Consider the following 24,601-nt stretch of genomic DNA (forward strand, 5'->3'; position numbering starts at 1 on the left):
ATTAAATAACCTGAGTCCATATAAATATAGAACTCAGGTTGCTTAGTTGCGCTTTTTAAATACTGTCTACTTGACAGGGGTCACTGCAAAACTCTACACTTCTTTTTTTATGCAAATCATACAAAGCGTATCGATCAATGAGTTTTGAAAAAATCAAATTAGCCTCCTCCAACATACATTTGGTTTAGAACATGGGCAAAATTCATGTTTTATTTATGCTGTGAATTAATTGCAAAATATTAAAAGGATTATTCATCATGAATAATTTAAATGAATTTCTAGAATAAAACCAATGTATAAAATATTCTTTTTTCCTAATATTAGGTGCTTGAATTATAAAAGCAGGTGATAAATTTGGATATTATAAAGCTAACAATACAATAAAACCATAAATAATTTATACTGAAATCTAAAAAGCAAGTTAATATTCTTATTAATATAAGAGAACATTAACTTGCCTTTAACTTTAAGAATAACCAAAATGCTTAAGTTGATGGATATGTGGTGCTACTCCATTAGAGAAGATATGTAAGCTATTATTAATTCTAAATTAATTCAAACTAACAGATGCTTCTAGTTAACTCTTAGTTCTTCCATATTATTTTCCCTTTTAGATAAATTTAAGTAGAAGTGCGATATTGTTGTAGTGTAATATGGATTAATCCAAAGGTATGGGATATTTAGTGTAAATATTCCTACCAAAGAACCTAAAATAAACCATCCGATAAAACTCAACCATGTTATGAATAAATCTAATTTATGTCCTTGCATCATTTCTTTACTTTTTTTAATCGCTTCACTTGCTGTATATTCTGGATTTTCTATTAAAATATAGTACGCCATAGAATAAGAGAAAAATTTTATAATACCTGGAACAATTAATAATAAACTCCACAAAAGGATAAGTATAGTCTGCAAGATACCTAACTTCAAAGATCTAAATAAATTATTTTTCTTAAATCCTTCAAATAAATCACTAATTGTAGTAGATTCTTTTTTTGCTAAACGCAAAGTGAAATTATTATAGCCGTAACCCATAATGCCTTGTGTAGCAATATAAATAATAAATATAATAGCCCACATAATTACTGTAGCAAGTCCTAGAAAAAAGACGGCTGATGAGTCAGCTATTGCTTCTCCTGTTACCGAGTACTCTACAAAACTATCGGGATCTATCATTCCAATAATTAAGCTAAACAGCATAAATATTAAACCTCCAATCATAAACATACCAATTGCAGGAATTCCATAATAAAGAAGCGTTACTCCTACTCCTAATCCCCAATGGCCCCTTATTGAAGATAAGGCAGCTTTTTTTAAGTCACTGATCATGTTAGTCCAACCCCTCAATTTTTTAATCACATTAAATGTGAGTTTTTTATGACAAATAGAATGATAACATTTTTTAGAAAAAATAACATTATCTACATCTGTGGAATTTAATTTAAAATATCCGTAAAAGGTAATGAAAAACTACTTAAAAAACGTTACCTTTATATAAAGAAATATCTTAAGTTGATTGATATGTGGCGGTACCTCTTAATGAAAATGATTAAGTCATGCTATTTTTTTAAAATAGTTAAGAGAAAGGTTACTTACTGTTCAAACAATATTGAACTAAACAATAAGGCATATGTAGTATGTTTTTGTTGTTTAGTTAATAAAATTAAGATCATTTGTAAAAAGTATTAAATTTATAATTACGCATAAAAAAAGAATTCCTTAAGATTCTGGAATTCTTTTTCTTGTTTAAAGTTTGCTCACACAAATGATCTGCACATCAATTCATCTTTGATATACAGATCATTTGTATGAAAAGTTATTCCTAATAATTGCGTAATAATGAACTTACATTCCTGCTTTTAAAAGTTCTGCTACGAATGGTAGAACTCCACTTACAAATTTCAAAATTGCGATTTCCATTTCCATGTTATTTCCTCCTCTACTTATGTGTTAAGATGTGATGCAGCTTTATGTTTTTAATTGTAGTAAGCGCTTGTATTAATATCTATACATTTCTATATGTAATATTGCATCTTAGAACCACCTTTTTTATTTCTTCATAGATTTAGTGATATAGGAGGTATGTCTGGATTACATTTCAACTACATAATACTTCCGATCATCCAAATAAAAGGAATCAAAAATACTACCGCATTTAATATTATCCCGATTTTCGCTCCAATATTTTTATCTACTCGATAAGAAAAAATAGCTAGGATAAATCCAATTGGACAAAGAAATACTGGTAAAAGTATAGAGACTCCAAAAAATCCAGTTAAAATAATTTTGTATGCAACATTAACAATGGACAAAATCAATAAAACCGGTATTAAAATCGATATAATTGTACCTATTCTATTTTTTAAAATCATAATATCCTCTTTTTGGGTTAAATAAAATATATTGCCCGGTAGATTATAAAGGAAAAAACACTGTCATTAAGCTAGTGTTTTTTCCTTGTTGATAAGAAGCTTATAAAGAATAAATTATTGCTGGTAAGATAAATATAAATAATACATAGTTATATATTTTTGCTGTGCCATTCATTATTTTCACTTCATTACTCCATAATCCAATTGTACAAGGACTGAATATTACCATTGTGGATCCTTTAAAATTAATTGATTATCATTAATATATAAATGTTCTATTTTAAATAATTTACATAAAATTACAATGATTTTATGTAAATTATTTTCGTATCAAAGGGTACACCTTTTGAAATGGTGTGATTTCTATGAAAAACAATGTGTCAAAAAGTTTGAGATAACATATTGAAGTAGGAATACCGCCATATGCCCATCAACCTAGCAAAAGAGCTTGCCCAAAAATGATATAAACGAACTTTGTTATTATAAAAGACATAAAACAGTAAACACGTACTTCATATTTATTTTTGTTGTGGACGATAAAAAGCATCTACCAATTGATTATACTCGCTTCTTGAAATTTCTTTATTATACAGTTTAATTAATAACTCTTTATGCGCTTTCGAAAACGCTATTTTATCAATAAATTTTGGATACATACGATCATTTTCTCCCTGTCTGATAAATTTTTCTGTTGCATTTCGTCTATTTCCCCTGAATATTTTAAAAAATAAACCAACAATGTTTTATGAAATATTACATATCGAAACGATTGGAGATTTTGTAAGTGCTTACTATTACGAAAATGACAACAACCCTTCATTTCTCCTATGAAGAGGGTGAAGCAAAAACATAAAACCATTATATTTAAAGTTTAATCTACATGAATCGTCATGAAAAGACTTTTTTAGACTGAATAATACATAATTTTATGTGATTGTACATATCCAATTAAAGTGAAAATGTATTTAAAGTACCATTATATTATAATGAAAGACTTTAAAACTCTTCTTAAAGAAAAGCATCCGTTATTTTAATCACTAGAAATTTTGGTCATCTAAGAAAACAAAAGCCGGGCCGTTTAATAAAAAGTAGGAATGACGTTGTTATTGAAAGTACTAATGAAGAAGATGATGTTGCCTTTGTTTTTGACGACAGGAAAGTTAAGCGCCCATAATGGGTGCTTTGTTCTTTATTATATATAAATTGATGAATGAATAATAATCTATTAAAAATTAAACAAAAATGTATATGAAAAATTGTAGGTGAGAAAATTTGGATCTAATTCGAAAATTAACTCGTATTTATGGCTTAGGGATTTGCTGTGGGTTGTGGAGTAAAACCGAAGTAATTCAATGGTGTGATAAATTGATTGAAGCAAGTGACAGTCCGCCATATGAAATAATTGAGATATCCTTAATGTCTAAAGCAAAGATAGATGATATTGAAGGGAAGTTATTTGAGTTTAGTAGCACAGTTGATGAAGAATACACTGTTAAATTAACTCTTTCCGTCATTCATAAAAAGCTAAAAAAACAAGAACTGACGATTGAAGAATCAATTAAATGTACCACTAGACTTTTAGTCAACAGGGGATTGTATTGGGAAGCTAAATATTTTGATTTATATAGTCTGGATGATGGCTATGACTTAGCTAAAGAAGGTGTTCATTTTGATTTAAGCGAAGTTATTAATACATATCTTGAAACATTAGGCATTTACAGTAAGTATTTTAGGGAATTTGAAAAGCTGTATTTTAAAGTAATGAAAAATGAGTGGGTTAGATAACAAGAATTGAAGAAACATTATTTAGTAACAAGAAGGCTTGTCCGTAATCATATTAATAATGTGATGTGTAGTGATTATAAAGAAAAGAAGTGCGTTTCGCGCTTCTTTTTGAGGTCCCGCCAACAAAACGTGGATTTTATACGCTAAGGATATACAGGATTTCATGCAGGCTACGAGAACGGTTTGAACTGCCAGATGCTGTTGTGACAGGGCTGTATGAAATCTTGCATACAACGGAAGGCTGACAAAACATTGGTATGAATGGCTTTCTAGGATCTGGTTACTGCTGATAATGAGACGTTTTGTCAACCTAACATGTATAGGATATACACTGTTCCTTATTCAACTAAATGGCAGGTTAGTTGAAGTGTATTTTGGTTAATATAGTAATTTTTGGATGCCACCTAGAATATAAAAAATATAGATTGTATTATAGGAGGTATATAATGAAACAAAACATTTATGATAATCCGTTTTTCTTTAAACAGTATAAGTCATTACGTGAAACTGGATTTACCTTTAATGATTTTGTTGAACAGCCAGCAATTAAATCTATAATTGCTAATCTTACAGATAAGTCTGTATTAGATTTGGGATGTGGAACTGGTCATTTTTCTATGTACTGTGTAGAAAATGGTGCCTCGAAAGTTATAGGAGTGGACATCTCAAGAAATATGATTGAACAAGCTGAAATGTATAACAAAAACGAAAAAATAGATTATATGTGTGTACCAATAGAAGAACTTAATTTGCCAAATCAAAAATTCGACTTAATAACAAGTTCTTTAGTTATACATTACATAGAAGATTACTCACATCTAATTAAGAAAATAAGAGGTCTGTTAAAAAATGATGGTGAATTTATCTTTTCAACAGAACATCCAATAGTAACAGCTCGAAAGGAAATGAATAATTGGTTTAAGGATAATAATGGAAACAGATTGCATTGGGCATTAGATAATTACCAAGAAGAAGGAAAAAGGGAGGAATATTGGTGGATAGATGGTGTTGTTAAATATCACAGAACAATTTCAACATTAATTAATACTCTTATAGACAATGGTCTTGTAATTGAGAAAATTATTGAGCCAGAGTCAACTCCAACAGGATTAGAAAAAATGCCAGAATTAATAAATGAAAAACGGAGACCATCTTCTATTATCATTAAATCAAGAAAATATTGAGATTGAACTCTCGTTGATTAACTACTGGTTTTATTTTTAAAAAAGAGTAAAATCTTTTTCTAATTTTAAAAATAAGATTGTGAAGAAATACACTTAAAGTAACGGGTGCTTTAAGTGAGCAAGAAGCTAAAAACTTTTAACTTTCGCTTTCGATAATTATGTAAATGAGCTGTCCATATGGGCAGCTTATTATATTTTTTGCTTAGCGTGGTTTTTTTCAAAAATGCTGGCGGTACCCCATGCCCATCAACTTAAGAAATTGGTTGCTCCCCAAAACGAAAAAAATGAGTTTCATTCTCATAAATAACTATAAAATAATAAACCCTTCGTTGTGAGGACACTTCAAAATATTAGCTTGATTGTGATGGGGTCTTACCCCCATTAAATAGACAATAAGAAAAAGACTAAGTTACCAGTGTGTTTCGATATTCAATCGGGACACACTGGTTTGATTTTTTTGTAAATGTGGAACAAATTTATTACTTAGATTGTCTATTAAGTGTAATCCTAAAAATATAGTCGAACAGTATAATGGGGTGATTTCTGCTAAAAGTAATGTGATAAGAACAATATTTGAAGTTAGGTTACCAAAAGAAAAGAGTTCAAAAATTTAATAAAAATTTAAAGTTTACCCTACTTTTTATTTTAATAGTTCCTTCTATCCTATACGTATATATGTACAATTCTCCCACTACACTAGTATAGTGGCCTAAATTAACAGTAAAATTTATAATTTACAAGGAGAAGAGTTTATGAGTAAGAGAATAAAAGAATTAGATTCCATACGAGGATTAGCGGCTATTACAGTGTTAATTGGACATTTTTGTTTAATGTTACCATCGTTGCCTAATTCTGTTAAATTTTCCCCGCTTCGTTTCTTATGGGCTGGTGGGGAAGCTGTAATCGTTTTTTATGTACTCAGTGGTTTTGTGTTATCTATGGCACTTTATCACTCAAAAACAAATTATTGGGGATATTTAATTAAGCGATTTGTACGAATCTATATCCCTTATTATTGCTGGATAATCATTACCTTTGCTTTATTTATTTTGTTTTCGCCGTATGAAGTGATAGGACTACGGGATTGGTTCTATGATAGGTGGCAAGGGTCTATAACAAAATTAGATATTATCAATCACTTTGTACTTCTTAATAACTTTTTTACGGAAAATTATAATCCAGTTATCTGGTCATTGGCTCAAGAAATGCGTATATCTATTGTGTTCCCTTTGTTATTCCTTCTTTTTTATAAAATGAGTTGGAAGAAAACGATACTATTTGCTTTGAGCTTTTCTTTAATTAGTATTTTCCTTAATATGTTGCATATTGGGAAAGCTGAGGGGTTTTATAATGGTCATGCCGATACGCTGCACTTCACATCTATGTTTATGGTTGGAATGTTACTTTTTAAGCATCAGGAAAAGCTTATCTACTTATATAAGAATATGAAAAAATTTAAAAAAGGATTTCTTATTGCATTAGGGATTATTTTATATTTATATTCCATTTTAATTTATGGGTTTTCCCGTAATGGTACTACTTTCTTATTAAAAGATTGGGGTGTCGTAATTGGTGTTAGTATATTTATTATAATGGCCATGAGTAACTTAAAAGTAAAAGCATTTTTAAATAAGAATGTATTTGTATACTTAGGAGAAATTTCATATAGTATCTATTTGTGTCATTTTCCGATCATGATGGTACTATTTAAACTTTTGTATTCAAAGATACCTATCTTTTTCCTTCTTATCTTATGTATAACTATGACAATACTTTGTTCTATAGTATCGTATCATTTAATTGAAAAGAAGTGTATTAATTGGGCGAAACAAACAACAACAAAGTTTCAAAAAAGAGTGTAATACTTGGCGGAATCTTATTTTTTTAGTAAATATAAGAATCCCAAGTTGTAAATATGGACCCAGTTGTTAGAAAAGTAATCCCAGGCTATGAAAGATTTATCAACGAACTAGACAAAATTTCGCCATGCTTCCCGTACCTTGAAAGGCATCGAAACCCTTCATGCCTTATACAAACAAAACAGAAGTCTGAAGCCAGACTCCTGTTTTTCGACGTACAACAATTACTAACCGTTGCATAAAATTTAACTGTATTTGACTCAACTTTTTATCTGTTAAGAAACCTTGCAACAGAACTGATAAAATATACTTTATTCTAAAGAGGTGCAAAATGAATTTTATTAATGAACGAGAAAAGAAATTTACTAAACGGCAGGTTATATTAGTTATATTAATAATAGGATATTATTCCCTTTTAATACTAGCTACCACATTTGGTCGCCCAGTTGAGAATATCTTTGCAAGAACAATTGATTTCGATATACTGAGCCAGTATAAACAAGCATGGAATCAATTTTCATTTAATTCTTTTTTTCATATCATTGTTAATATAGGTATGCTGTTTCCATTAGGGATTTTATTACCTTTATTTAGTGAAGTTTTTTTAAAAGCAAAATGGATGTTAATCAGTTCAATTACAACATCTTTATTTATTGAAACTCTTCAATTTATAACACTTCGTGGAAGTGCAGAACTAGACGATTTACTTCATAATACCATAGGAATGATGCTAGGATATTGTATCGTAAATATAGTTCTTATTTTTTTAAAAAAGGTACCACACACACAAATAATCAAATATTTAATCTTACCCATTGCAGTAAGTTTCGTTGCTCTTGGAATAATTATTGCATATCAAGTGAAGGAATTTGGTAATATGCCATTTGATTCTTATGGAAAAACAGATATGTCTCACGTCACTATAAAAACATCACTAGAGTTAAGTAATGAAGGTGAAAAAATGCCCATTTACGATTCCAAAGGTAAAAAAGTACGAGACGTCGAAATTATTTCTCCAAAAGAAGCATTTCAAAAACTGAAACAAGGAGACATTTATCCTATGGGACCTTTCGGAGCGGGTGAAGACTTTGAAGGCGAGACATTAGTTATTACAGAGTATAATTTAAAGCACGTCACTGATACAAAAGGTTTTTCTCAACCAGCATATATTTTTCACGTACAGTTAAAAGATAATGACGTAGTACTTATGACGCCACCTATTTCTGCGAGAAAATAATGTGAATTTTTTTTGGATATATGGGGTACCGCTAGTTCACTATCCACTTTAGATAAATTTATAACCATAATTCACAGAAAACGTTATTCTTTTTATAGAAATATACAGAAAGGATGGCGTTTTTTTATGACTCTTTCAATTCAAGATGAATTTCATTTGTTTGCTGAAGAACTACAGCGACATTTATCTCCCGATACCCTTCAAAAACTTGCACAGGAAACAGGTTTTGTAAAACGTAAAAGTAAATATGGGGCACAAGATTTGGCTGCTTTATGTATTTGGATCAATCAACATGTAGCAAGTGATTCTCTCACTCGATTATGTAGTCAGCTTTATGCAAATACAGCTACACTCATGAGTCCAGAAGGACTGAATCAACGCTTTAATCCAGCAGCTGTCGCATTTCTTCGAGAAGTCTTTACTTCTCTTCTCAAACAAAAACCCTGTTCAAATCACTCACTTTCTGCACACGTGATCTCTACTTTCAATCGTATCCGTATTTTAGATGCAACAGTGTTTCAACTGCTTAATCATTTCGCCACTGACTATCAAGGTTCAGGTGGAAGTAGCAATACGGCAGGCGTGAAAATCCAATTGGAATATGATTTACTTAGTGGTCAATTTCTTAACGTGCAGCTTGGACCAGGAAAGAATAATGATAAAACATACGGTACCATCTGCCTTGAAACCGTAGAGGCGGGCGATTTGTGTTTATGTGATCTTGGTTACTTCGATTTAGGAGACTTACAAACTATTCATGATAAAGGAGCTTACTACATCTCGCGGTTGAAGCTGAATACACGGATTTATATCAAAAACACTGAGCCAGAATACTTCAACAACGGCACGTTAAAAAAGCAAACAGAATACATCCAGCTTGATATGACACAAATGATGTCGGGTCTAATCCCTGGTGAAACGATAGAAATCCCCGAGGCATACATTGGCCAAAATCAGAAGCTTCCAGCACGTGTCATTATCCATCGTTTAACCGATGATCAAACGCAAACACGCCTGAAAAACCAAGCGATACGTGAAAAGAAAAAAGGCATTGTCATGAAGGATAAAAGTAAACGTTTAATGGGTATGAATGTATATATCACGAACACATCTCTAACAGGAGTACCAACGAACTATGTGCACTCACTGTATTCACTTCGTTGGCAGATTGAAATTTTGTTTAAAACGTGGAAGTCATTTTTTGAAATTGATGAATGTAAAAATATTAAAAGAGAACGCCTAGAGTGCCATTTATATGGACAACTAATCGGCATTCTCCTCTGTTCTTCTACGGTGTTTCAAATGCGACAGTTTCTGCTTGAAAAGACAAAGCAGGAGCTGAGTGAATACAAAGCGATTTATATGATTAAAGATTACTTTCCGTTACTATTTCAAGCGATAGCAATTGGCACAGAAGAACTTTTGAGAATTTTGCATCGTCTTTATCTACTGCTCAAAAAGAACGGTCGTAAATGTCATCGGTATAAGAAAATGACTGTCTTTGATATTCTAGGGATTGTGTATAAAACGACGGTGAAGCCTAGACAAGCTGCCTAGCGAAAAAATCAGATTTTAATAGGCTTCTTTAGTATGCCTACTTTTCTATCAATTGTTAGTTTTGAACCAAGAATCGTTCCATATCTAGTAAGTTACTTGGTTAGCTTGATGGGCATGTGGCGGCACCCCACATCCATCAACTTAAGGATTTAGACTATTCTTAAACTTAAAAGCACGTTACTATTCTCTTATGTTAATGAGAAAGGGTGACGTGCTTTTTATGAATATGCATCAAAAACAAGAGCTGTCTTTATTTGCCGAAGAGTTATATCGATATATGTCTCCCGCTACACTTAATCAATTAGCTATAGAAGCAGGTGGAATGAAATCGTTAGTTCTTTTAGCGCCAGCTTCAGTTTGGTTTAAAACAAAAGGGGCTTTGGAAGGCATAAATATCCCCGTTTTAATGCTTGTTGGGGAGAAAGATCAATTTACACCTTATTTTCATGCAGAAATTATATTTAATGGGATAACTGACAATACTAAAATTCAACATAGAATAGTTGAGAATGCAGGCCATTTTTCTTTTCTTAGCCCATTTCCAAAAGAAATGATGAATGCATCTTTTCTTCCATCACAAGATCCACCTGGCTTTAATCGAGAATATTTTCATCATGAACTAAATGAAGAGATTACAGAATTCTTATTAAAGACTATATAATAACAAGTGACATTTGATAAAGATTAGGACTCTGCATATGTGAAATAAGAAGAGGATCTTCCCAAATATGGTAGACCCTCTATTTTTATTTTACATCAACAACATCCATAAATTTAAGAGTAATCCTGTTATAAAAAGCATCTGTACATATAATAGAACAATTCAATGGATCAATATCAGTCACGGTCATGTAGTTAGTAAGCATATAGCCGTCTTCATAAGATTGGAATACTATTGACTTTTTACTTAGTAAAACGAGAGATACCAAGTAGCCAAGCGCTTCTTGAAAAAAAACTTGGCTTTTTCACATGTTACCAGACCTCGTTTAATAACAATAGATAAAAATCCAGCCTATCCAGTATTGATTCAACGGTCGAAAAACGAAAGAAAGATGCCGGAAGGTACCCGAGTGAGACAAATAAAATATCTGAACAATATTGTGGAAGCAGGATTATCGTTTTATTAAGAAACGTGTACGTTGTATGTTAGGGTTTAAGTCATATCAAACAGCCATCTCTATACTGAGTGGGATTGAAGCTATGCACATGATTAAAAAGAGACAGATTAATTTAGAAAACCAGTCTGTCAAAAATCAGAATAAATTCATTTATCAAGTATTTGATCCTATAGTATAAGGTGAGATTCCGTTAGGGATGTATTGCTATTTTTGTTCTTTATTATATATTTGCACCCGAACCATTGTAAGTCTTAATTCTAAGATTTCAATTACAAAAGGAACCGGAGTATATGACTTAACACCAATACTCGTACATAACCCCTTCCAAAAATTAGTTGTAACTAATAAGCAAGTGGAAACGGCTATAAGAGTGGGTGTTAATGTAAAAGAATAAGATATATGGTGAGTTTTGAGAATCCTTATGTAGCTTTGAAATTAAGTCGTACTGTTTATAAAAAAATTGCACCGTTTTGAAACTAGAAATTAACGATTATGATATGATTTTGTCTTTAGTGAATTGCAGGCGTAAGGTGTTTTTTCGTTAGGTGGTGCAAAAAAAACACCATTAAATTCTTCTATATGATTGTTAAGATGGAAGAGATATGTTAATGTATGGAAGGGAAATGTTAATGTATTGAAGGGGTGGTTTTATGAAGTTTGGTAAAAAGGGATTATTGGTTGTAGCAAGTTTAAGTCTTTTCGCTTTATCTGCGTGTGGAAAATCTGCAAAAGAAACAGTTGTTTCTTCAACAGAAAGCATTTTAAATGCAAAACAAATGGAATCAAGCGGTTCAATTTCTATTAAACTCGATTCTAATGCGAAAGATATGAAGCCAGAGGATAAAGCGGCAATTGATATGTTAAAAAACATATCAATTACAGTTGATTCAAAAACAGATAAAGATGCAAAAAAAGATGAAATAACAATTGGTGCAAATATTAAAACAGATGCAATGAAAATGGATATATCGATTCCAATGCTTATGGATGAAGGGAAAAAGGCTTTATATGTAAAAGCGAATAATGTAAAATCACTATTACAATTAGCTGGCATTCCTGGTGATAGTTTTTCTACTCTAGAAGGAAAAGTTATCAAAATGGATATGAAAGATTTAGGAGAAGTAGATACAAAAGAATCTATGGAAATCCAAGAGAAAGTACAGAAATCGTTATTAGATGCAATCAAAGCGCTTCCTGAAGACAACTTTACAAAAGAAAAAGATGTATATACTGTGAAATTAACAGGTAAAGATTTAAAAGCAGTGATTGAAAAGGTATTTGATGAAATGTCTACAATGAAAAACTTTACTGGAACAAAACAAGAAATTGCAGACTTTAAGAAAGAATTGGAAGGTGCAAACCTTGGTAAATCTTCTGTTTCTTTAATTTATACAATGGATGGAAAAATAATTAAAAAACAGGATGCAGCAATTCATTTCGAAGCAAAAAATCCTAAAGATGAAAAAGAAACATTTAAATTTGATATGAATATTCATTCTGATATCAAATCTATCGATAAACCAATCAAATTCACATTCGATACTTCTGAAAAGAACATTGTTCCAATGGATGAGTTGCAAAAAATGATTGGTGAATTTATGAATCAAATCATGATGAATGGTGAAATGGATGGCGGGAAATTAACTCCTGTTCAACCAGCTCTAACAGAACCCGCAGCATAAAAATACCCCTTAAGGGGCATAGCCATTAAGTTAACAAAAATAAACCAGATGCTTTTTAGCATCTGGTTTATTTTTGTTAACTATAGAATATAAGCTTTCCTATTTGACATATTCAAATAGGATTTCAATATATATTTTTTTAGAGGTATGTTGAAGTGAATTTTGATATTCTTGAGTTATACCAATATGCTTTTCTACCAATTTTTAAAAGACACATACAGAAATGATAACCCGTGCTTGACACTTTCTTTTACGTTAAATCATTCTTGCCTCATGTGCAAGTGATTCTAAAATAGAGGTATTAAAAGACTTTAGGCTAACTAAATGGTGTGAAAATAAGTGTAGGAGGAGAGTGAAAGTAATACGGTTCTGGTGCAAGAAATCTATAAAACTTGAACATACTGATACTAGTACTCTAGAAAGGATGTGATTAGTGTGGAAAAGCAAAATCTATTCAAGTGGAAACATTATCAACCAGATATTATTCTATTAACCACGAGATGGTACCTACGGTACAATCTAAGTTTCCGTGATTTAGTGGAAATGATGGAGGAACGAGGCTTATCCATAGCACACACAACCATTATGCGTTGGGTACATCAATATGGTCTTGAGTTGGATAAGTGAATTCGACGTTACCTCAAACAAACGAATGAATCATGAAGAGTGAACGAAACGTACATCAAAGTAAAAGGACAATGGATGTATTTGTATCATGCAGTCGATTCAGATGGGAATACTATTGACTTTTTATTTAGTAAAACGAGAGATGTCAAAGCAGCTAAGCGCTTCTTGAAAAAATCCAGCCTATCCAGTATCGATTCAACAGTTGAAAAAGGAAAAAAAGATGCCGGAAGGCACCCGAGTGAGACAAATAAAATATCTGAACAATATCATGGAACTTCAATTTTCCATGGAGAGAACCAGATAAATGAAAAAATACACTATTATTTCTGTAGAATCATAGGAAAGGATGGCGTTTTTGTATGTATATTTCTGTATCTGATGAATTAAAACTATTTGCTCAAGAAATTCAAAACTCATAATAGAAAGAGAACAAATTTCCATACCTATCTATGTATAAGTAACAAATACGGGCTCTTATATTTTAACTGAGCAATTTAATTTTGCTACAGCTTAAGAAAGAGCTAAAAAGATAGTTGAAGAAAGTCAGTTTACTAATCACACACCTTTTGTAAAGTAATAATATCACTATGTCCAAAATTTATAAAAAGAAGTTCCTTTTTTCTGAAAATGTATATAAATGCAAAATATATCGTGAATATCCGAAAAGGATTTTATATTTCATTAATTTATTCCTTTCCATCTACATTAATCATTTATTGTAACAGCTTTCACGTCTAAAATAAGATGTTTCAACAAAGGAAAGTATAAGTATCTTTATAATGATTTTTCAATATAATCAAGGTGTTAATAAAAGGAACTCTGTGTTATTTTTGCTTTTCTACTAACTAATACAGCTTCAAACAATGGACAAAATTGCGACATGCCAAGTGTAATTTATTATCCATTCAAGATTCTGTTTATTCAATCTTTCTAAAAATAAAAAAATATTACAATCATAAATATACAAGTTATAATGAGGGCGTCGAGAGATAATCTATTACCTCCAGAGAAAATATCAAACCTAGTTCTGGTGCAAAAATTCTAAAGACCTTGCAAGTAACTTTCTAAAATTGGACATACTGATACGATTACTTTACAAAAGGTGTGTGATCAGAAGGGAAATTTATTCAACATAAAAATGAAACCGTTATCAACTAGATCTTATTTTGAATGAGTCAGTCTAATAACTTAGATTCAACTGCAATTAAAAATAATAAATTATGGGGGTGCTTATATGAACATGAATGTAGCATCTATTAAAGAAAAAAAGGTTGTTAAATACAAAAGTTGTTTTGATGTGATTGGGCCTGTAATGATAGGTCCTTCAAGTTCACATACTGCAGGTGCTTTGGCTATTGGAACAGTTGCCAATAAATTATTTCAAGGTCTTCCAAAAAAAGTCGTGGTAAGGTATTATGAATCATTTGCTGAAACCCATAAAGGACACGGAACTGATTTTGCAATTATTGCTGGGATATTAGGATTTGCTGCTGATGACAGCAAAGTGCCAGATGCTATTAAAATAGCAGAATCTAAAGGAATTGACATTACCTTTATTGAAAAAGCGGGTGATAGTCCTGCTGGTCATCCAAATACGGCAGATGTATATTTAGAGGATGAAAGCCGAAGTATTAGAACGATGGGTATTTCGGTCGGCGGTGGATTAATTGAAGTCAAACATGTTGAAATTGACGGATTTAGCTTAGATCTGCAGGGGCCATTGCCAGTTATTATTGCGATTTCCGAAAGAGCTGACTTTGAATTTGTCTTACGCAGGATCTTTAAACAATATGATGTGGAAATTAACAACTTTCATAGTTTAGAAGAAAACAGAAAATATTTATATGCATTCGCTTTGGATTCGCTATTGCCTGGTTATGTTCAGAAGGAATTAGGAAATTTAAGCAATATAGCTAATATCATTATTCTGTAGTTACTTTAAGGGGTGAAAAAATATGTATATGACCATAAAAGAAATTGTGGATACAGCTAATAAAAGCCAAAAGCCAATTTATGAATTAGCAATCGAACAGGAAATCGAACAAACTAAAACTTCTTATGAAGAAGCTTGGAGTAAAATGGAAAGAAATTTAGCGACTATGGAAAATGCCATAAATAAAAGTATCGAGGGCGACGGGGTATTTTCTCCGACCGGTTTAACCGGAGGTGATGCTGTTAAAATTAAAAACTATCGAGAAAATAGGAAAACTCTTTCTGGAGATTTGATGGTGTTAGGGATTCAAAGTGCTATCGGTGTTAATGAAGTAAATGCTGCATTAGGGGCTATTTGTGCAACCCCAACAGCAGGTGCGAGTGGGACGATCCCGGGAGTCCTATATAGTATTAAAGATACGTTGCAGTTAACTCATGAAGATATGATCCATTTTCTATTCACTTCAGCGTTATTTGGAACGATAGTCGCAAATAACGCTTGTATTTCAGGAGCGTACGGAGGATGTCAAGCTGAAGTAGGCAGTGCCTCAGCAATGGCGGCTGCAGCAGCGGTAGAAGCTGCCGGAGGAACGCCACAGCAATCTTCTGAAGCTTTCTCAACCGCATTACAAAATTTACTCGGTCTAGTTTGTGATCCGGTCGCTGGTTTGGTAGAAATTCCTTGTGTAAAGAGAAACGCCATTGGAACGGCAAATGCTTTGGCAGCAGCCGACATCGCATTAGCCGGCGTAAACAATATCATCAATGCAGACGAAGTTATTGAAGCGATGTATAGAGTTGGAAGACAGATGCCTCGCGAATTAAGAGAGACAGGTTTAGGCGGAATTGCGGCCACACCTACAGGGATTGCCATTAAAAATAAAATCTTTGGGGAGAAACAATCAAATTAATAAACAGTTATCGGAAATATTGTGAAATAGTTAACAATTATTTTCTCTATTGTTCTCCTAAGGATGTCTGTATATTGAGAGCCATTATCACTAAAATATACTACTATATAATTAAAGTGTTTTGTAAGAGCTAACAAACCCATCAGGTTGATGACTAGCGAATTTTTCGATTTTGATCAACTTAGAAGAAGGACACACGATGTGGCGCACTTTGTAAGCAATTCATTTTTCAAGAACGGTCTATATTCCTAAGCCTTAAAAAGAGACGGAAGAATAGGACACAAGGAGGAATTATTATATGAATGGGAATACTGCAAAAAAAATAGAATTTCAGGCTGAAAATACTGCAGTAAAAAATGAGAAATATCCAGATCCTACAAAGTGGCATAAACAGGATACTACCTGGGCATTGAGCCTTTTTGGAACAGCCATTGGAGCAGGAGTACTCTTTTTACCGATTAATGCAGGTTCAGGGGGGGTATTATCATTACTACTAATTACATTACTTGCATATCCAGTTATGTATTACTCACATAGGGCACTTGCTAAAATGATATATGCTTCCAATTCTGCTGATGAGGGGATTACAGGTACAATAAGAGAGTATTTTGGAAATAAGGCAAGTATCATTTTTAACATAGTATATTTTGTCTCAATTTATACAATCGTGCTAATGTATTCTGTTGCACTTACAAATACTGCAAGTAGTTTTATCGTGCATCAATTGCACATGCAGGAGCCTCCAAGGGCCATTTTATCGCTTGTATTAGTACTCGGTCTTATCGCTATACTAAATTTTGGTCAAGATATCACTGTAAAGATAATGAGCATGCTAGTATATCCTTTCATAGCTTCTCTACTTTTTATCTCAATATCTTTAATTCCACAGTGGAATACGTCAATGCTTAGTTTTTCAAGTGTTTCTACTGCTTCAACAGGAACAGGATATTTGGGAACGATATGGATGATACTACCAATTATAGTGTTCTCGTTTAATCATTCTCCTATGATTTCGTCATTCGTTATGAAACAGAGAGCTACGTATGGAATAGAAGCTACTGATGCCAAGTGTGCTCAAATACAAAAAGTTTGCTATATCATGACATTCGCTGTTGTTATGTTCTTTGTTTGGAGCAGTACCTTGAGTTTGACTCCAAATGATCTTATGATGGCAAAAGAACAGAATTTGTCAATCCTATCATATCTTGCTAATGAGCTTAATTCGCCTGTAATCACGATTGCAGCTCCTATCATTGCTTTTGTGGCTATTACAAAGTCTTTCCTTGGCCATTATATAGGAGCATATGAAGTAATGCGTGACATGATTATTAAGTCCGGTAAAACACGCGGGAAAGATATAGGAGAAAAAACAGTTAAGACAATGATCCTTACTTTTGTCGTATTAACATGCTGGTATGTTGCTTATGCAAATCCAAGTATTCTTGGAATCATTGATGCCCTTAGTGGACCGTTAGTTGCTGCTATCTTATGTTTATTACCAATGTATGCAATTCGTAAAGTGCCTGTACTAGCTAAATATAGAGGGAAAATGAGCAATGTATTTGTCATTATTATAGGTATCCTTACTGTCCTAGCAAGTATTAAGTCATTATTCTAATTCACTATTGTTAGTTCTGATGCAAAAATAGTGAGATATGAAAAAAGAACGAAAGATTCATAGCGGAACTGAATTTTATATTGTTGAACCAAAGAGATCATGGTTTTGGACAAACTTTTCATCTTGGAGAGTTTGTCCTTTTTTGATTATATGCATAACTTCTATTCTTGCAATCACCTTTTTAGCTGTTTGCAATGGTTTTAATCCAAGCATATTAGGGTGTCGTCCCATGTCTATTAAGCTAATATTTTGAAGTATCCCCAAAACGAAAATTTATATCAATACAACAGTTATTTAGGAGAATTTAGTGCATTTTTTGCGTTTTGGGGAGCAACCAATTTCTTAAGTTGTTGGGTATGGGTCTGTACCTCAAATAGGAGGAGAAAAAAATGAGTGTTTCCTATAAAAATAAATTCGTAAATACAGAAAAAGAAATAATGATTCAAGATATTAATACGGTTGAAACAAAATATAATTTTATATTTCCTGAAGATTTTAAAGAACATTATTTAACATATAACGGCGGAGAACCTGAACGCTACGTATTTGTAGATGAAGATGGAGAAGAATACATAGTGACTCAATTTATCCCTATTAAATACGATGAGAAAAGCGGAAAAAATTTAGAATATTGCCTTGATACCCTACGAGTAGGTAAGGTGCTTCCAAATTGGTTGATTCCTTTTGCAGATGAAACTGGGGGCGATCTCTATTGTTTTAGCTTAAAAGAAGGAGAAGAAGGATCGATTTACTATTGGAGTCATGAATAGGAATTTGGTGAAGATCCAGAAGAATATGTTTTTTATTTAACTAACTCTCTTAAAACATTTATAGATTCAATGGTAGAAGATGAGTAATTTTATATCTCTATTATATGGGGTATCGTTATATCGTCATTAAGCTAAGGGAAATGAGATATCCCAAAAATGAAAAAGCTAACTTCTTATTCAAACAAGATAAGGAGTTAGCTTTTTTAGATACTACCGATAAGTGGTGTTATGTTAATTTATGAAGGGAATGTCGAACTTATCGGAATTTTGTATTTTCTTGTTGATTTATATTATTTTTAATGTTAAACTCATAACAACAAAGAAAGAGTAAACGAAAAACCCTTAGCGAATAAATTTTCAGAATTTTTAGTTTTATCTATCAGTTTACTCCATGTGATTTGCATGTTTGTGTATTGCTTTTCCACTCTTTCTTTGTTCTACCCTATAAAGGAAAACAACCTGTTTTTATCCATCATCCAGCCCACCATAAGGTAAATGAAAATACATGATAAAATCTTTATAAACAGATAAAAACCCTTTTATTTCTTGACTAATATCCTCTAGATTCCCATATATATTATCTGCGGCTAAATTTATTTCCTCATTAAAATTATACAGCTGTTCATCTACATTATTGAATCCTTCACAGCAATTATTATGTACTAATTTAAATATAAATGGTTTTATTTTCAATGCATTTTCTCCAGTAATAATAAATTTCTCACATAAAAGTCCCAGTATGATTTTCACTGGTAATTCTTCATCATATCTTCCCTTTATGTTTTTTAATTTAGATGCAATATCGACCAATTTATCATTACTGGATAAAGAAACGTCAATAATTTCATTAGCAGGACTATCTAGTGTTTCAATAGTTTGATCAGCCCAATTAATTACATCAGTTTTTGAAAATAAACCAATTTGTAATCCTATCCTAAAAACCTCAGCCATTTCTTTTGTTTTAGCCATATATATGACTCCTTAGATTTTTAGATAAGTATACACCACTTGGACATTATTAATAAGAGCCTAATAAAAAATTATCTTGGATGCAAGAGGATTTTTTTATTGGGAATAGTAAGGATGAGGGGAGGTGCATTACATATGGGAAAAGGTAGAAGTAATAATGCTGGTAAAAAACAACCGAATTTCGATGATTCGTCTAATTTCGCTAAACAAAGCCAACCGACAGAAAAGAAGAAGAAATAAGAAAAGGAGCTCTCTTTATCAAGAGAGCTCCTTTTTAAGATATATTGACGTATCGATCACTCAACCAAATAATCATAAGTGTAGTTTTGAAATAAAGTCGTACAGTTTTTTTATGATGAATTGAAATCTGTCTGTGACTTCGTTTTTTTCTTATTTAGCTATCAGAGAAAATTAGTTTAATCAACAAATTAAGGTAAATGTGGTACTGTTGTGATATTGGTTCATAAAAAAAGATCTGTCAAAAAATGGTTTTGAGTTCGATGACAAAGTGAAATGGAAGGAATATTTTTAAATAGTAATATAATCTGAAGTTAGGAAAAACGTAGAAAGATTAAATTTCTATGTTTTTTTGCATCCATTCAATGCTACATATTCATTATTGAAGTTATTAACGATAAAATGTATTATAGAAAAGCGCAATTTTTAATTCAAGTAAGCGGGAATGTGTATTCATAATAAATAAAATATTCGGAAATAATAGTATTGTCTGGAAAACGAGGTGGAATTAATAGAGACATTACATATTAAATGGTATGGATTGTATAGTTTAAATGACTTTTACAGTAGAGAAGAAGCTTTTAAGAAGGTTATAAAAAAAGAAATAATGCTCTATATAGAAAAAAATAAAGGCGCTTTATACAAAAGATAAGGGGACTTCATAAAGATTCGTTTTGTCATGAAAGCGAATTAAAGGTTAGATTAGGAATAATAGAATTCCCTAGTGGCGAAGGCTATTCTGAAAAGAAGGTAAAAGAGGTAAAATTTCTTTTGATTTTACGGCATATCCATTGGAAAGCGCAAACTAAAGAGGGCATTTGATTTTAAAAATTATAAATCGGTGAAGAAGAGGCTTAATTGTTAAAAAGTATACTTAAGTACAGAAACTTATCAATCTTTAATTTATTAAACTATTTTTGAATAACATATGTCAGATACTTGAAAAAGCATAAATTTTCTTATTTTTATATGGAATTCTGTATGGGAAGTGTAGTTCATTTTTATTATTTAATAAAAATATTAAGATTATTAGGAACAATACGTAAAGATTAGTGGCGAAAATAAACACGGAGGTTTGAAAAATGGGACAAGGAAGCAGGTTTCAAGCAAAACAACAAAATCGTCGTAATAAGGGGATATTTAATATCGCATTTAGTGTGGTATTAGTAACAGTTGGCATAGTGACATATCAGTTGTTTTTCACTTCTGATACATCAAAGAAAGCAATTGCTCAAGAAAAGAAAGCAACAAAGATAGAAGAGAAGAAGAACGAAGATAAAAAGGCGGCAAAGGTAGAAGAAAAGAAAGACGAAGATAAAGAAGCGGCAAAGATAGAAGAAAAGAAAAACGAAGATAAAGAAGCGGCAAAGATAGAAGAAAAGAAAAACGAAGATAAAGAAGCAGCAAAGATAGAAGAAAAGAAAAACGAAGATAAAGAAACAGCACATTTAGAAGAGAAAGAAAAAGTAGAAGAACCTGTAAAAACGAACGAAAATGAAAATAAAGAGGGAGAAAAAACGATATCTCAAGAAAAGGGTTCTCAAACTAATCCTTCTTGGAAGCCAATTGGTACAGAGCAAGGAGCAAAACCTGCAATGAAATTTAAAGAAGGAACAGTAGATTGGAATGAGATGAAAAAAGCAATTTCATATGCTGTTGATGTTCCAGAGAGTCAATTGATTTTTGATTTTATTGGGAATAATGGTAATAATAAAGCCTACGGTAATGTGCGAGATAAGCAAAGTAATAAAAAATATAAGGTTGATATTGATTGGATAGAGAATCAGGGTTGGAAACCAGTATCTGTTCAAGTGGTAAAATAAATAAGAGAAATGTAAATGCTACCCTCTCTTGTTGTGAGGGACTAAGCTATTATAGTCTAGATAAGATAAACTTGGTTCTATATGATGTTTAAGGTAATTATGTAAATAAAAGCTTTTGGTGTCTCGCACCATTGAATATTTTAGTGAATTGTTGATTAGAGGCACCAATCCATTGAAAACACAAATTTATTCTTTTTAGATTTAAATTGTGGCATATCATTTTTTTCTTGAAAATACGTGAAAAAGGGTTCTAGTGCAAAAACTCTAGGAAAATTGCAAGTAATCTCTAAATCTTGGACATACTAATAGTACTACTCTATAAAAGGTGCGTAATCAGTGTGGAAAAGGAGAATTTATTTAAGTGGAAACATTATCAACCAGACATCATCTTGTTAACTGTACGTTGGTACCTACGGTACAACTTAAGCTTTCGTGATTTGGTGGAAATGGTGGAGCAACGAGGGTTATTCCTGGTTCATACAACTATTATACGATGGGTATATCGATATGGGCCAGAGTTTGATAAACGAATTCGGCGTCATCTCAAACAAACGAATAACTCATGGAGAGTGGACGAAACATATATAAGTAAAAGGACAATGGATGTATTTATATCGTGCAGTTGATTCTGAAGGAAACACGATTGACTTTTATTTGAGTAAATCTAGAGATCATAAGGCTGCAAAGCACTTTTTCAAGAAAGCTTTGCAGTCTTTTCATGTTTCAAAGCCTCGTGTTATAACAGTCGATAAGAATCCTGCTTATCCAATTGCTATCGAACAGTTGAAGGAAGGAAAAAGGATACCAATAGACACCGAAATCCGAAGGATAAAATATTTAAATAACATAGTAGAACAAGAGCCTCGTTTTATTAAAAAACGTATACGCTCTATGTTGGGATTTAAATCGTACAAAACATCAGCTTCTATATTGAGTGGTGTTGAAGCCATGCATATGCTCAAAAAAGAACAAATTGATTTGCAGGTGTTCAATTTAAATAATGTTTTAGACTGAACCTCGTTTGTCTAATGGGATTTCTTTACTCTTGTTTGGTTCATTTAAAAAAATAAAGATTTAGACTGGGGGATAGTTATTGTTTCACAAAGAAAATTTTTAATAAAATAAAGTGTTAGACTAAATAGCCAATTTATATAGAAAAAAGAGAATTCAGGGAGAATAAAGTTCATAAATCGACGCTGTATTCATTTTTGTATAAATACTTAAATAAAATAAAGTCTCAACTGTTTCTAGATAAGGAGTATTTCGTGATTTTTGACTATAGATTATAACCTGTCCTTTTATTCTCTTATCACTTAGACAGGTATTTCACTTTTAAAAAACGAATTATAATATTATTAGAATTCATATGAAAAATTAACATGATGAAGGTGAAAATATGAAAAAAGAATTATTGAAAAAAGCATCCTATCTACATAAATCAGAACTAGAACAATTACATAAAGCTATATACGTCTCCGAGAAAGCTCATGAAGGACAATTTCGAGTTTCAGGTGAGCCTTATATTACTCACCCATTTGCAGTTACAGAGATTCTGCTAGATTGTAAAGCCGATATCATAACTTTAGTCGCAGCATTACTACATGATGTGGTGGAAGATACAGATTACACAATTGAGGATATACGTGGTACGTTTGGCGAAAAAGTGGCCGATATTGTCGAAGGATTAACTAAAGTTGATAAGAAACAAATTCCCAGTAAAGAAGAGTATGAAGCAATAAATTTAAAGAAGTTATTGTTAGCTACACAAGCAGATATACGAGTAGCTATTATAAAAGTGATAGATCGTCTCCATAACATGAGAACTTTACAGGTAAAAGCTGTAAAAAAACAAGTTCCTTATGCAAATGAAACACTCAAAATTTTCTCTCCTATATGTAAAAGGTTAGGGTTATTAAACATTCAACACGAGTTAGAAGATTTAAGTTTTTTTCATCTCAATCATTCTAAATATAAGGGTATGAAAATACTCTTACAGAATTATGTTCGGCTATTAGAGGATATGTCTCAAACCATTATTCAAGACATAAATAGCTTCCTAGAGCCATCTTTAATGTTTGAAGTGGGTTACGAAGTGAATCCTATTTATACAGCTTATTCTCGTCTCCAAGACATTCAAGACATAGCAGCAATATCAAAAATAATCATTACAACCTCAAACAATTTAAATTGTTATAAAATGTTAGGAATCATACATCAACTATATAAACCGATTCCCTATCAATTTGAAGATAACATAGCAATTGAAAACGATGTATTAAACAAATACTTAAAGACCAAGGTGGAAGTCAATAACCATGAAGTAGTGATATGTATTCAAACAAAATTAAATCAAGAGATAAGAGATAAAGGTGTTTTCTATATTTTGACAAAAAGTATAACTGATAAGGAGATGCAAGACATCATTTATAAGTTGATGGACCAGTTTATTATAACTAATGATTTAGTAACTCAAGACGCTCTCGAATTTTATGATTTAGTTTCATTTGAATTATTTCAAGACACCATAGTTGTATTTACACCTAAATTAGATCCTATTCACTTGCCACAAGGTGCTACGGTAATCGACTTTGCTTTTGCACTAAATCCTGAGATTGCTAAGCATATGTCGGGTGCTAAAATTAATGGTGTAAAGAAACCGATAACAACAAATGTTTCACATCTGGATATTGTTGAACTTTGGGTTACTGATAATAAGAGTAATGTGAGGCATGATTGGTTAAATTTTGCTAATAGCTCAAAAGCTCTACTTGAAATTAATAAAGAGTTACAAGGTTGAACTACTCACCACTTAACATCCTCGCGGATTGTTTGAAGTGGGAGATTCCTAAGTACAGAAACCTAACGGTTTCTAATTCATTAGGCTATCCCCGTAGTTCCTACGGTTAAGAGACGAATT

The 24,601-nt window shown here is 31.8% G+C and carries 16 protein-coding genes and 9 pseudogenes; 18 read left to right on the forward strand and 7 right to left on the reverse strand.

Annotated elements, in window-relative coordinates; genetic code table 11:
• Nucleotides 1-573 precede the first annotated feature (573 nt).
• From MR065_RS24845 to MR065_RS24855, 3 genes are all read right to left on the reverse strand, one after another.
• A complete protein-coding gene (locus MR065_RS24845) occupies nt 574-1,332 on the reverse strand; it encodes a DUF975 family protein (RefSeq protein ID WP_242215412.1) in 759 nt (252 codons plus the stop codon).
• A gap of 773 nt (nt 1,333-2,105) precedes the next feature.
• A complete protein-coding gene (locus MR065_RS24850; protein ID WP_242215413.1) occupies nt 2,106-2,375 on the reverse strand; it encodes a hypothetical protein in 270 nt (89 codons plus the stop codon).
• A gap of 518 nt (nt 2,376-2,893) precedes the next feature.
• Nucleotides 2,894-3,031, reverse strand: coding sequence for a hypothetical protein (locus tag MR065_RS24855; RefSeq protein WP_000283272.1), 138 nt, complete (start codon nt 3,029-3,031; stop codon nt 2,894-2,896).
• Between the two features lie 616 nt (nt 3,032-3,647).
• Here MR065_RS24855 and MR065_RS24860 point away from each other — a divergent pair.
• The 7 genes and pseudogenes from MR065_RS24860 to MR065_RS24890 all read left to right on the forward strand — a co-directional run.
• Entirely contained in the window at nt 3,648-4,160 is a 513-nt protein-coding gene (locus MR065_RS24860) for a protein kinase (RefSeq protein ID WP_242215414.1), read from the forward strand.
• A 446-nt stretch (nt 4,161-4,606) separates the two neighbouring features.
• Entirely contained in the window at nt 4,607-5,344 is a 738-nt protein-coding gene (locus MR065_RS24865) for a class I SAM-dependent methyltransferase (protein WP_242215415.1), read from the forward strand.
• Nucleotides 5,345-6,096: 752 nt separating this feature from the next.
• Nucleotides 6,097-7,206 carry an acyltransferase family protein gene (locus MR065_RS24870; protein ID WP_242215416.1) on the forward strand — a complete coding sequence of 370 codons (1,110 nt, stop codon included), beginning with the start codon at nt 6,097-6,099 and terminating at the stop codon, nt 7,204-7,206.
• Between the two features lie 120 nt (nt 7,207-7,326).
• Nucleotides 7,327-7,434 (forward strand): annotated as a pseudogene (locus MR065_RS24875) (IS6 family transposase); the annotation flags it as partial.
• Between the two features lie 100 nt (nt 7,435-7,534).
• Complete coding sequence (locus MR065_RS24880) at nt 7,535-8,440, forward strand: VanZ family protein (protein WP_242215417.1); 906 nt, start codon at nt 7,535-7,537, stop codon at nt 8,438-8,440.
• A 126-nt stretch (nt 8,441-8,566) separates the two neighbouring features.
• A complete protein-coding gene (locus MR065_RS24885; protein WP_242215418.1) occupies nt 8,567-9,997 on the forward strand; it encodes an IS4 family transposase in 1,431 nt (476 codons plus the stop codon).
• Between the two features lie 322 nt (nt 9,998-10,319).
• Nucleotides 10,320-10,658, forward strand: a pseudogene (locus MR065_RS24890) (alpha/beta hydrolase family protein); the annotation flags it as partial.
• Nucleotides 10,659-10,743: 85 nt separating this feature from the next.
• On the opposite strand, the pseudogene MR065_RS24895 reads toward MR065_RS24890, so the two are convergent.
• Nucleotides 10,744-10,881, reverse strand: a pseudogene (locus tag MR065_RS24895) (YolD-like family protein); the annotation flags it as partial.
• A gap of 4 nt (nt 10,882-10,885) precedes the next feature.
• On the opposite strand from MR065_RS24895, the pseudogene MR065_RS24900 reads away from it, so the two are divergent.
• The 6 genes and pseudogenes from MR065_RS24900 to MR065_RS24925 all read left to right on the forward strand — a co-directional run.
• Nucleotides 10,886-11,293: pseudogene (locus MR065_RS24900) on the forward strand (DDE-type integrase/transposase/recombinase); the annotation flags it as partial.
• 472 nt (nt 11,294-11,765) lie between these two features.
• Entirely contained in the window at nt 11,766-12,797 is a 1,032-nt protein-coding gene (locus MR065_RS24905) for a hypothetical protein (protein ID WP_242215419.1), read from the forward strand.
• A 435-nt stretch (nt 12,798-13,232) separates the two neighbouring features.
• Nucleotides 13,233-13,698 (forward strand): annotated as a pseudogene (locus MR065_RS24910) (IS6 family transposase); the annotation flags it as partial.
• A gap of 960 nt (nt 13,699-14,658) precedes the next feature.
• Entirely contained in the window at nt 14,659-15,357 is a 699-nt protein-coding gene (gene sdaAB, locus MR065_RS24915) for an L-serine ammonia-lyase, iron-sulfur-dependent subunit beta (protein ID WP_002120784.1), read from the forward strand.
• Between the two features lie 22 nt (nt 15,358-15,379).
• Nucleotides 15,380-16,267 carry an L-serine ammonia-lyase, iron-sulfur-dependent, subunit alpha gene (gene sdaAA, locus MR065_RS24920; RefSeq protein WP_097904889.1) on the forward strand — a complete coding sequence of 296 codons (888 nt, stop codon included), beginning with the start codon at nt 15,380-15,382 and terminating at the stop codon, nt 16,265-16,267.
• A 298-nt stretch (nt 16,268-16,565) separates the two neighbouring features.
• A complete protein-coding gene (locus MR065_RS24925; protein ID WP_131232749.1) occupies nt 16,566-17,885 on the forward strand; it encodes an aromatic amino acid transport family protein in 1,320 nt (439 codons plus the stop codon).
• 75 nt (nt 17,886-17,960) lie between these two features.
• Here MR065_RS24925 and MR065_RS24930 read toward each other — a convergent pair.
• A pseudogene (locus tag MR065_RS24930) lies at nt 17,961-18,101 on the reverse strand (IS6 family transposase); the annotation flags it as partial.
• Nucleotides 18,102-18,274: 173 nt separating this feature from the next.
• On the opposite strand from MR065_RS24930, the gene MR065_RS24935 reads away from it, so the two are divergent.
• Complete coding sequence (locus MR065_RS24935; RefSeq protein WP_242215420.1) at nt 18,275-18,655, forward strand: SMI1/KNR4 family protein; 381 nt, start codon at nt 18,275-18,277, stop codon at nt 18,653-18,655.
• Nucleotides 18,656-19,120: 465 nt separating this feature from the next.
• Here MR065_RS24935 and MR065_RS24940 read toward each other — a convergent pair whose 3' ends face one another.
• Nucleotides 19,121-19,624, reverse strand: a complete 504-nt coding sequence (locus tag MR065_RS24940; RefSeq protein ID WP_242215421.1) for a hypothetical protein — start codon at nt 19,622-19,624, stop codon at nt 19,121-19,123.
• Nucleotides 19,625-20,363: 739 nt separating this feature from the next.
• Here MR065_RS24940 and MR065_RS24945 point away from each other — a divergent pair.
• Both MR065_RS24945 and MR065_RS24950 read left to right on the forward strand, forming a co-directional pair.
• Nucleotides 20,364-20,706 (forward strand): annotated as a pseudogene (locus MR065_RS24945) (sodium:proton symporter).
• Between the two features lie 237 nt (nt 20,707-20,943).
• On the forward strand, nt 20,944-21,684 hold the full coding sequence (locus tag MR065_RS24950) for a YrrS family protein (RefSeq protein WP_242215422.1): 741 nt from the start codon (nt 20,944-20,946) through the stop codon (nt 21,682-21,684).
• A gap of 121 nt (nt 21,685-21,805) precedes the next feature.
• On the opposite strand, the pseudogene MR065_RS27935 reads toward MR065_RS24950, so the two are convergent.
• Nucleotides 21,806-21,901: pseudogene (locus MR065_RS27935) on the reverse strand (WXG100 family type VII secretion target); the annotation flags it as partial.
• A gap of 121 nt (nt 21,902-22,022) precedes the next feature.
• Here MR065_RS27935 and MR065_RS24955 point away from each other — a divergent pair.
• Nucleotides 22,023-22,698, forward strand: a pseudogene (locus tag MR065_RS24955) (IS6 family transposase).
• A gap of 382 nt (nt 22,699-23,080) precedes the next feature.
• Nucleotides 23,081-24,481, forward strand: coding sequence for an HD domain-containing protein (locus MR065_RS24960; protein ID WP_242215423.1), 1,401 nt, complete (start codon nt 23,081-23,083; stop codon nt 24,479-24,481).
• Nucleotides 24,482-24,601: the final 120 nt, after the last annotated feature.

The sequence above is a fragment of the Bacillus cereus group sp. BfR-BA-01383 genome (assembly GCF_022663495.1).
Lineage (GTDB): Bacteria > Bacillota > Bacilli > Bacillales > Bacillaceae_G > Bacillus_A > Bacillus_A cereus_AU.

Bases quoted from the DNA above. Each gene is read 5' to 3' on its own strand.
- MR065_RS24870 (WP_242215416.1), top strand. From the start codon at position 6,097: ATGAGTAAGAGAATAAAAGAATTAGATTCCATACGAGGATTAGCGGCT.
- MR065_RS24865 (WP_242215415.1), top strand. From the start codon at position 4,607: ATGAAACAAAACATTTATGATAATCCGTTTTTCTTTAAACAGTATAAG.
- MR065_RS24925 (WP_131232749.1), top strand. From the start codon at position 16,566: ATGAATGGGAATACTGCAAAAAAAATAGAATTTCAGGCTGAAAATACT.
- MR065_RS24935 (WP_242215420.1), top strand. From the start codon at position 18,275: ATGAGTGTTTCCTATAAAAATAAATTCGTAAATACAGAAAAAGAAATA.
- sdaAA (WP_097904889.1), top strand. From the start codon at position 15,380: ATGTATATGACCATAAAAGAAATTGTGGATACAGCTAATAAAAGCCAA.
- MR065_RS24885 (WP_242215418.1), top strand. From the start codon at position 8,567: ATGACTCTTTCAATTCAAGATGAATTTCATTTGTTTGCTGAAGAACTA.
- MR065_RS24855 (WP_000283272.1), bottom strand. From the start codon at position 3,031: ATGTATCCAAAATTTATTGATAAAATAGCGTTTTCGAAAGCGCATAAA.
- MR065_RS24950 (WP_242215422.1), top strand. From the start codon at position 20,944: ATGGGACAAGGAAGCAGGTTTCAAGCAAAACAACAAAATCGTCGTAAT.
- MR065_RS24850 (WP_242215413.1), bottom strand. From the start codon at position 2,375: ATGATTTTAAAAAATAGAATAGGTACAATTATATCGATTTTAATACCG.
- MR065_RS24960 (WP_242215423.1), top strand. From the start codon at position 23,081: ATGAAAAAAGAATTATTGAAAAAAGCATCCTATCTACATAAATCAGAA.
- MR065_RS24880 (WP_242215417.1), top strand. From the start codon at position 7,535: ATGAATTTTATTAATGAACGAGAAAAGAAATTTACTAAACGGCAGGTT.
- MR065_RS24940 (WP_242215421.1), bottom strand. From the start codon at position 19,624: ATGGCTAAAACAAAAGAAATGGCTGAGGTTTTTAGGATAGGATTACAA.
- MR065_RS24905 (WP_242215419.1), top strand. From the start codon at position 11,766: ATGAAGTTTGGTAAAAAGGGATTATTGGTTGTAGCAAGTTTAAGTCTT.
- MR065_RS24845 (WP_242215412.1), bottom strand. From the start codon at position 1,332: ATGATCAGTGACTTAAAAAAAGCTGCCTTATCTTCAATAAGGGGCCAT.
- sdaAB (WP_002120784.1), top strand. From the start codon at position 14,659: ATGAACATGAATGTAGCATCTATTAAAGAAAAAAAGGTTGTTAAATAC.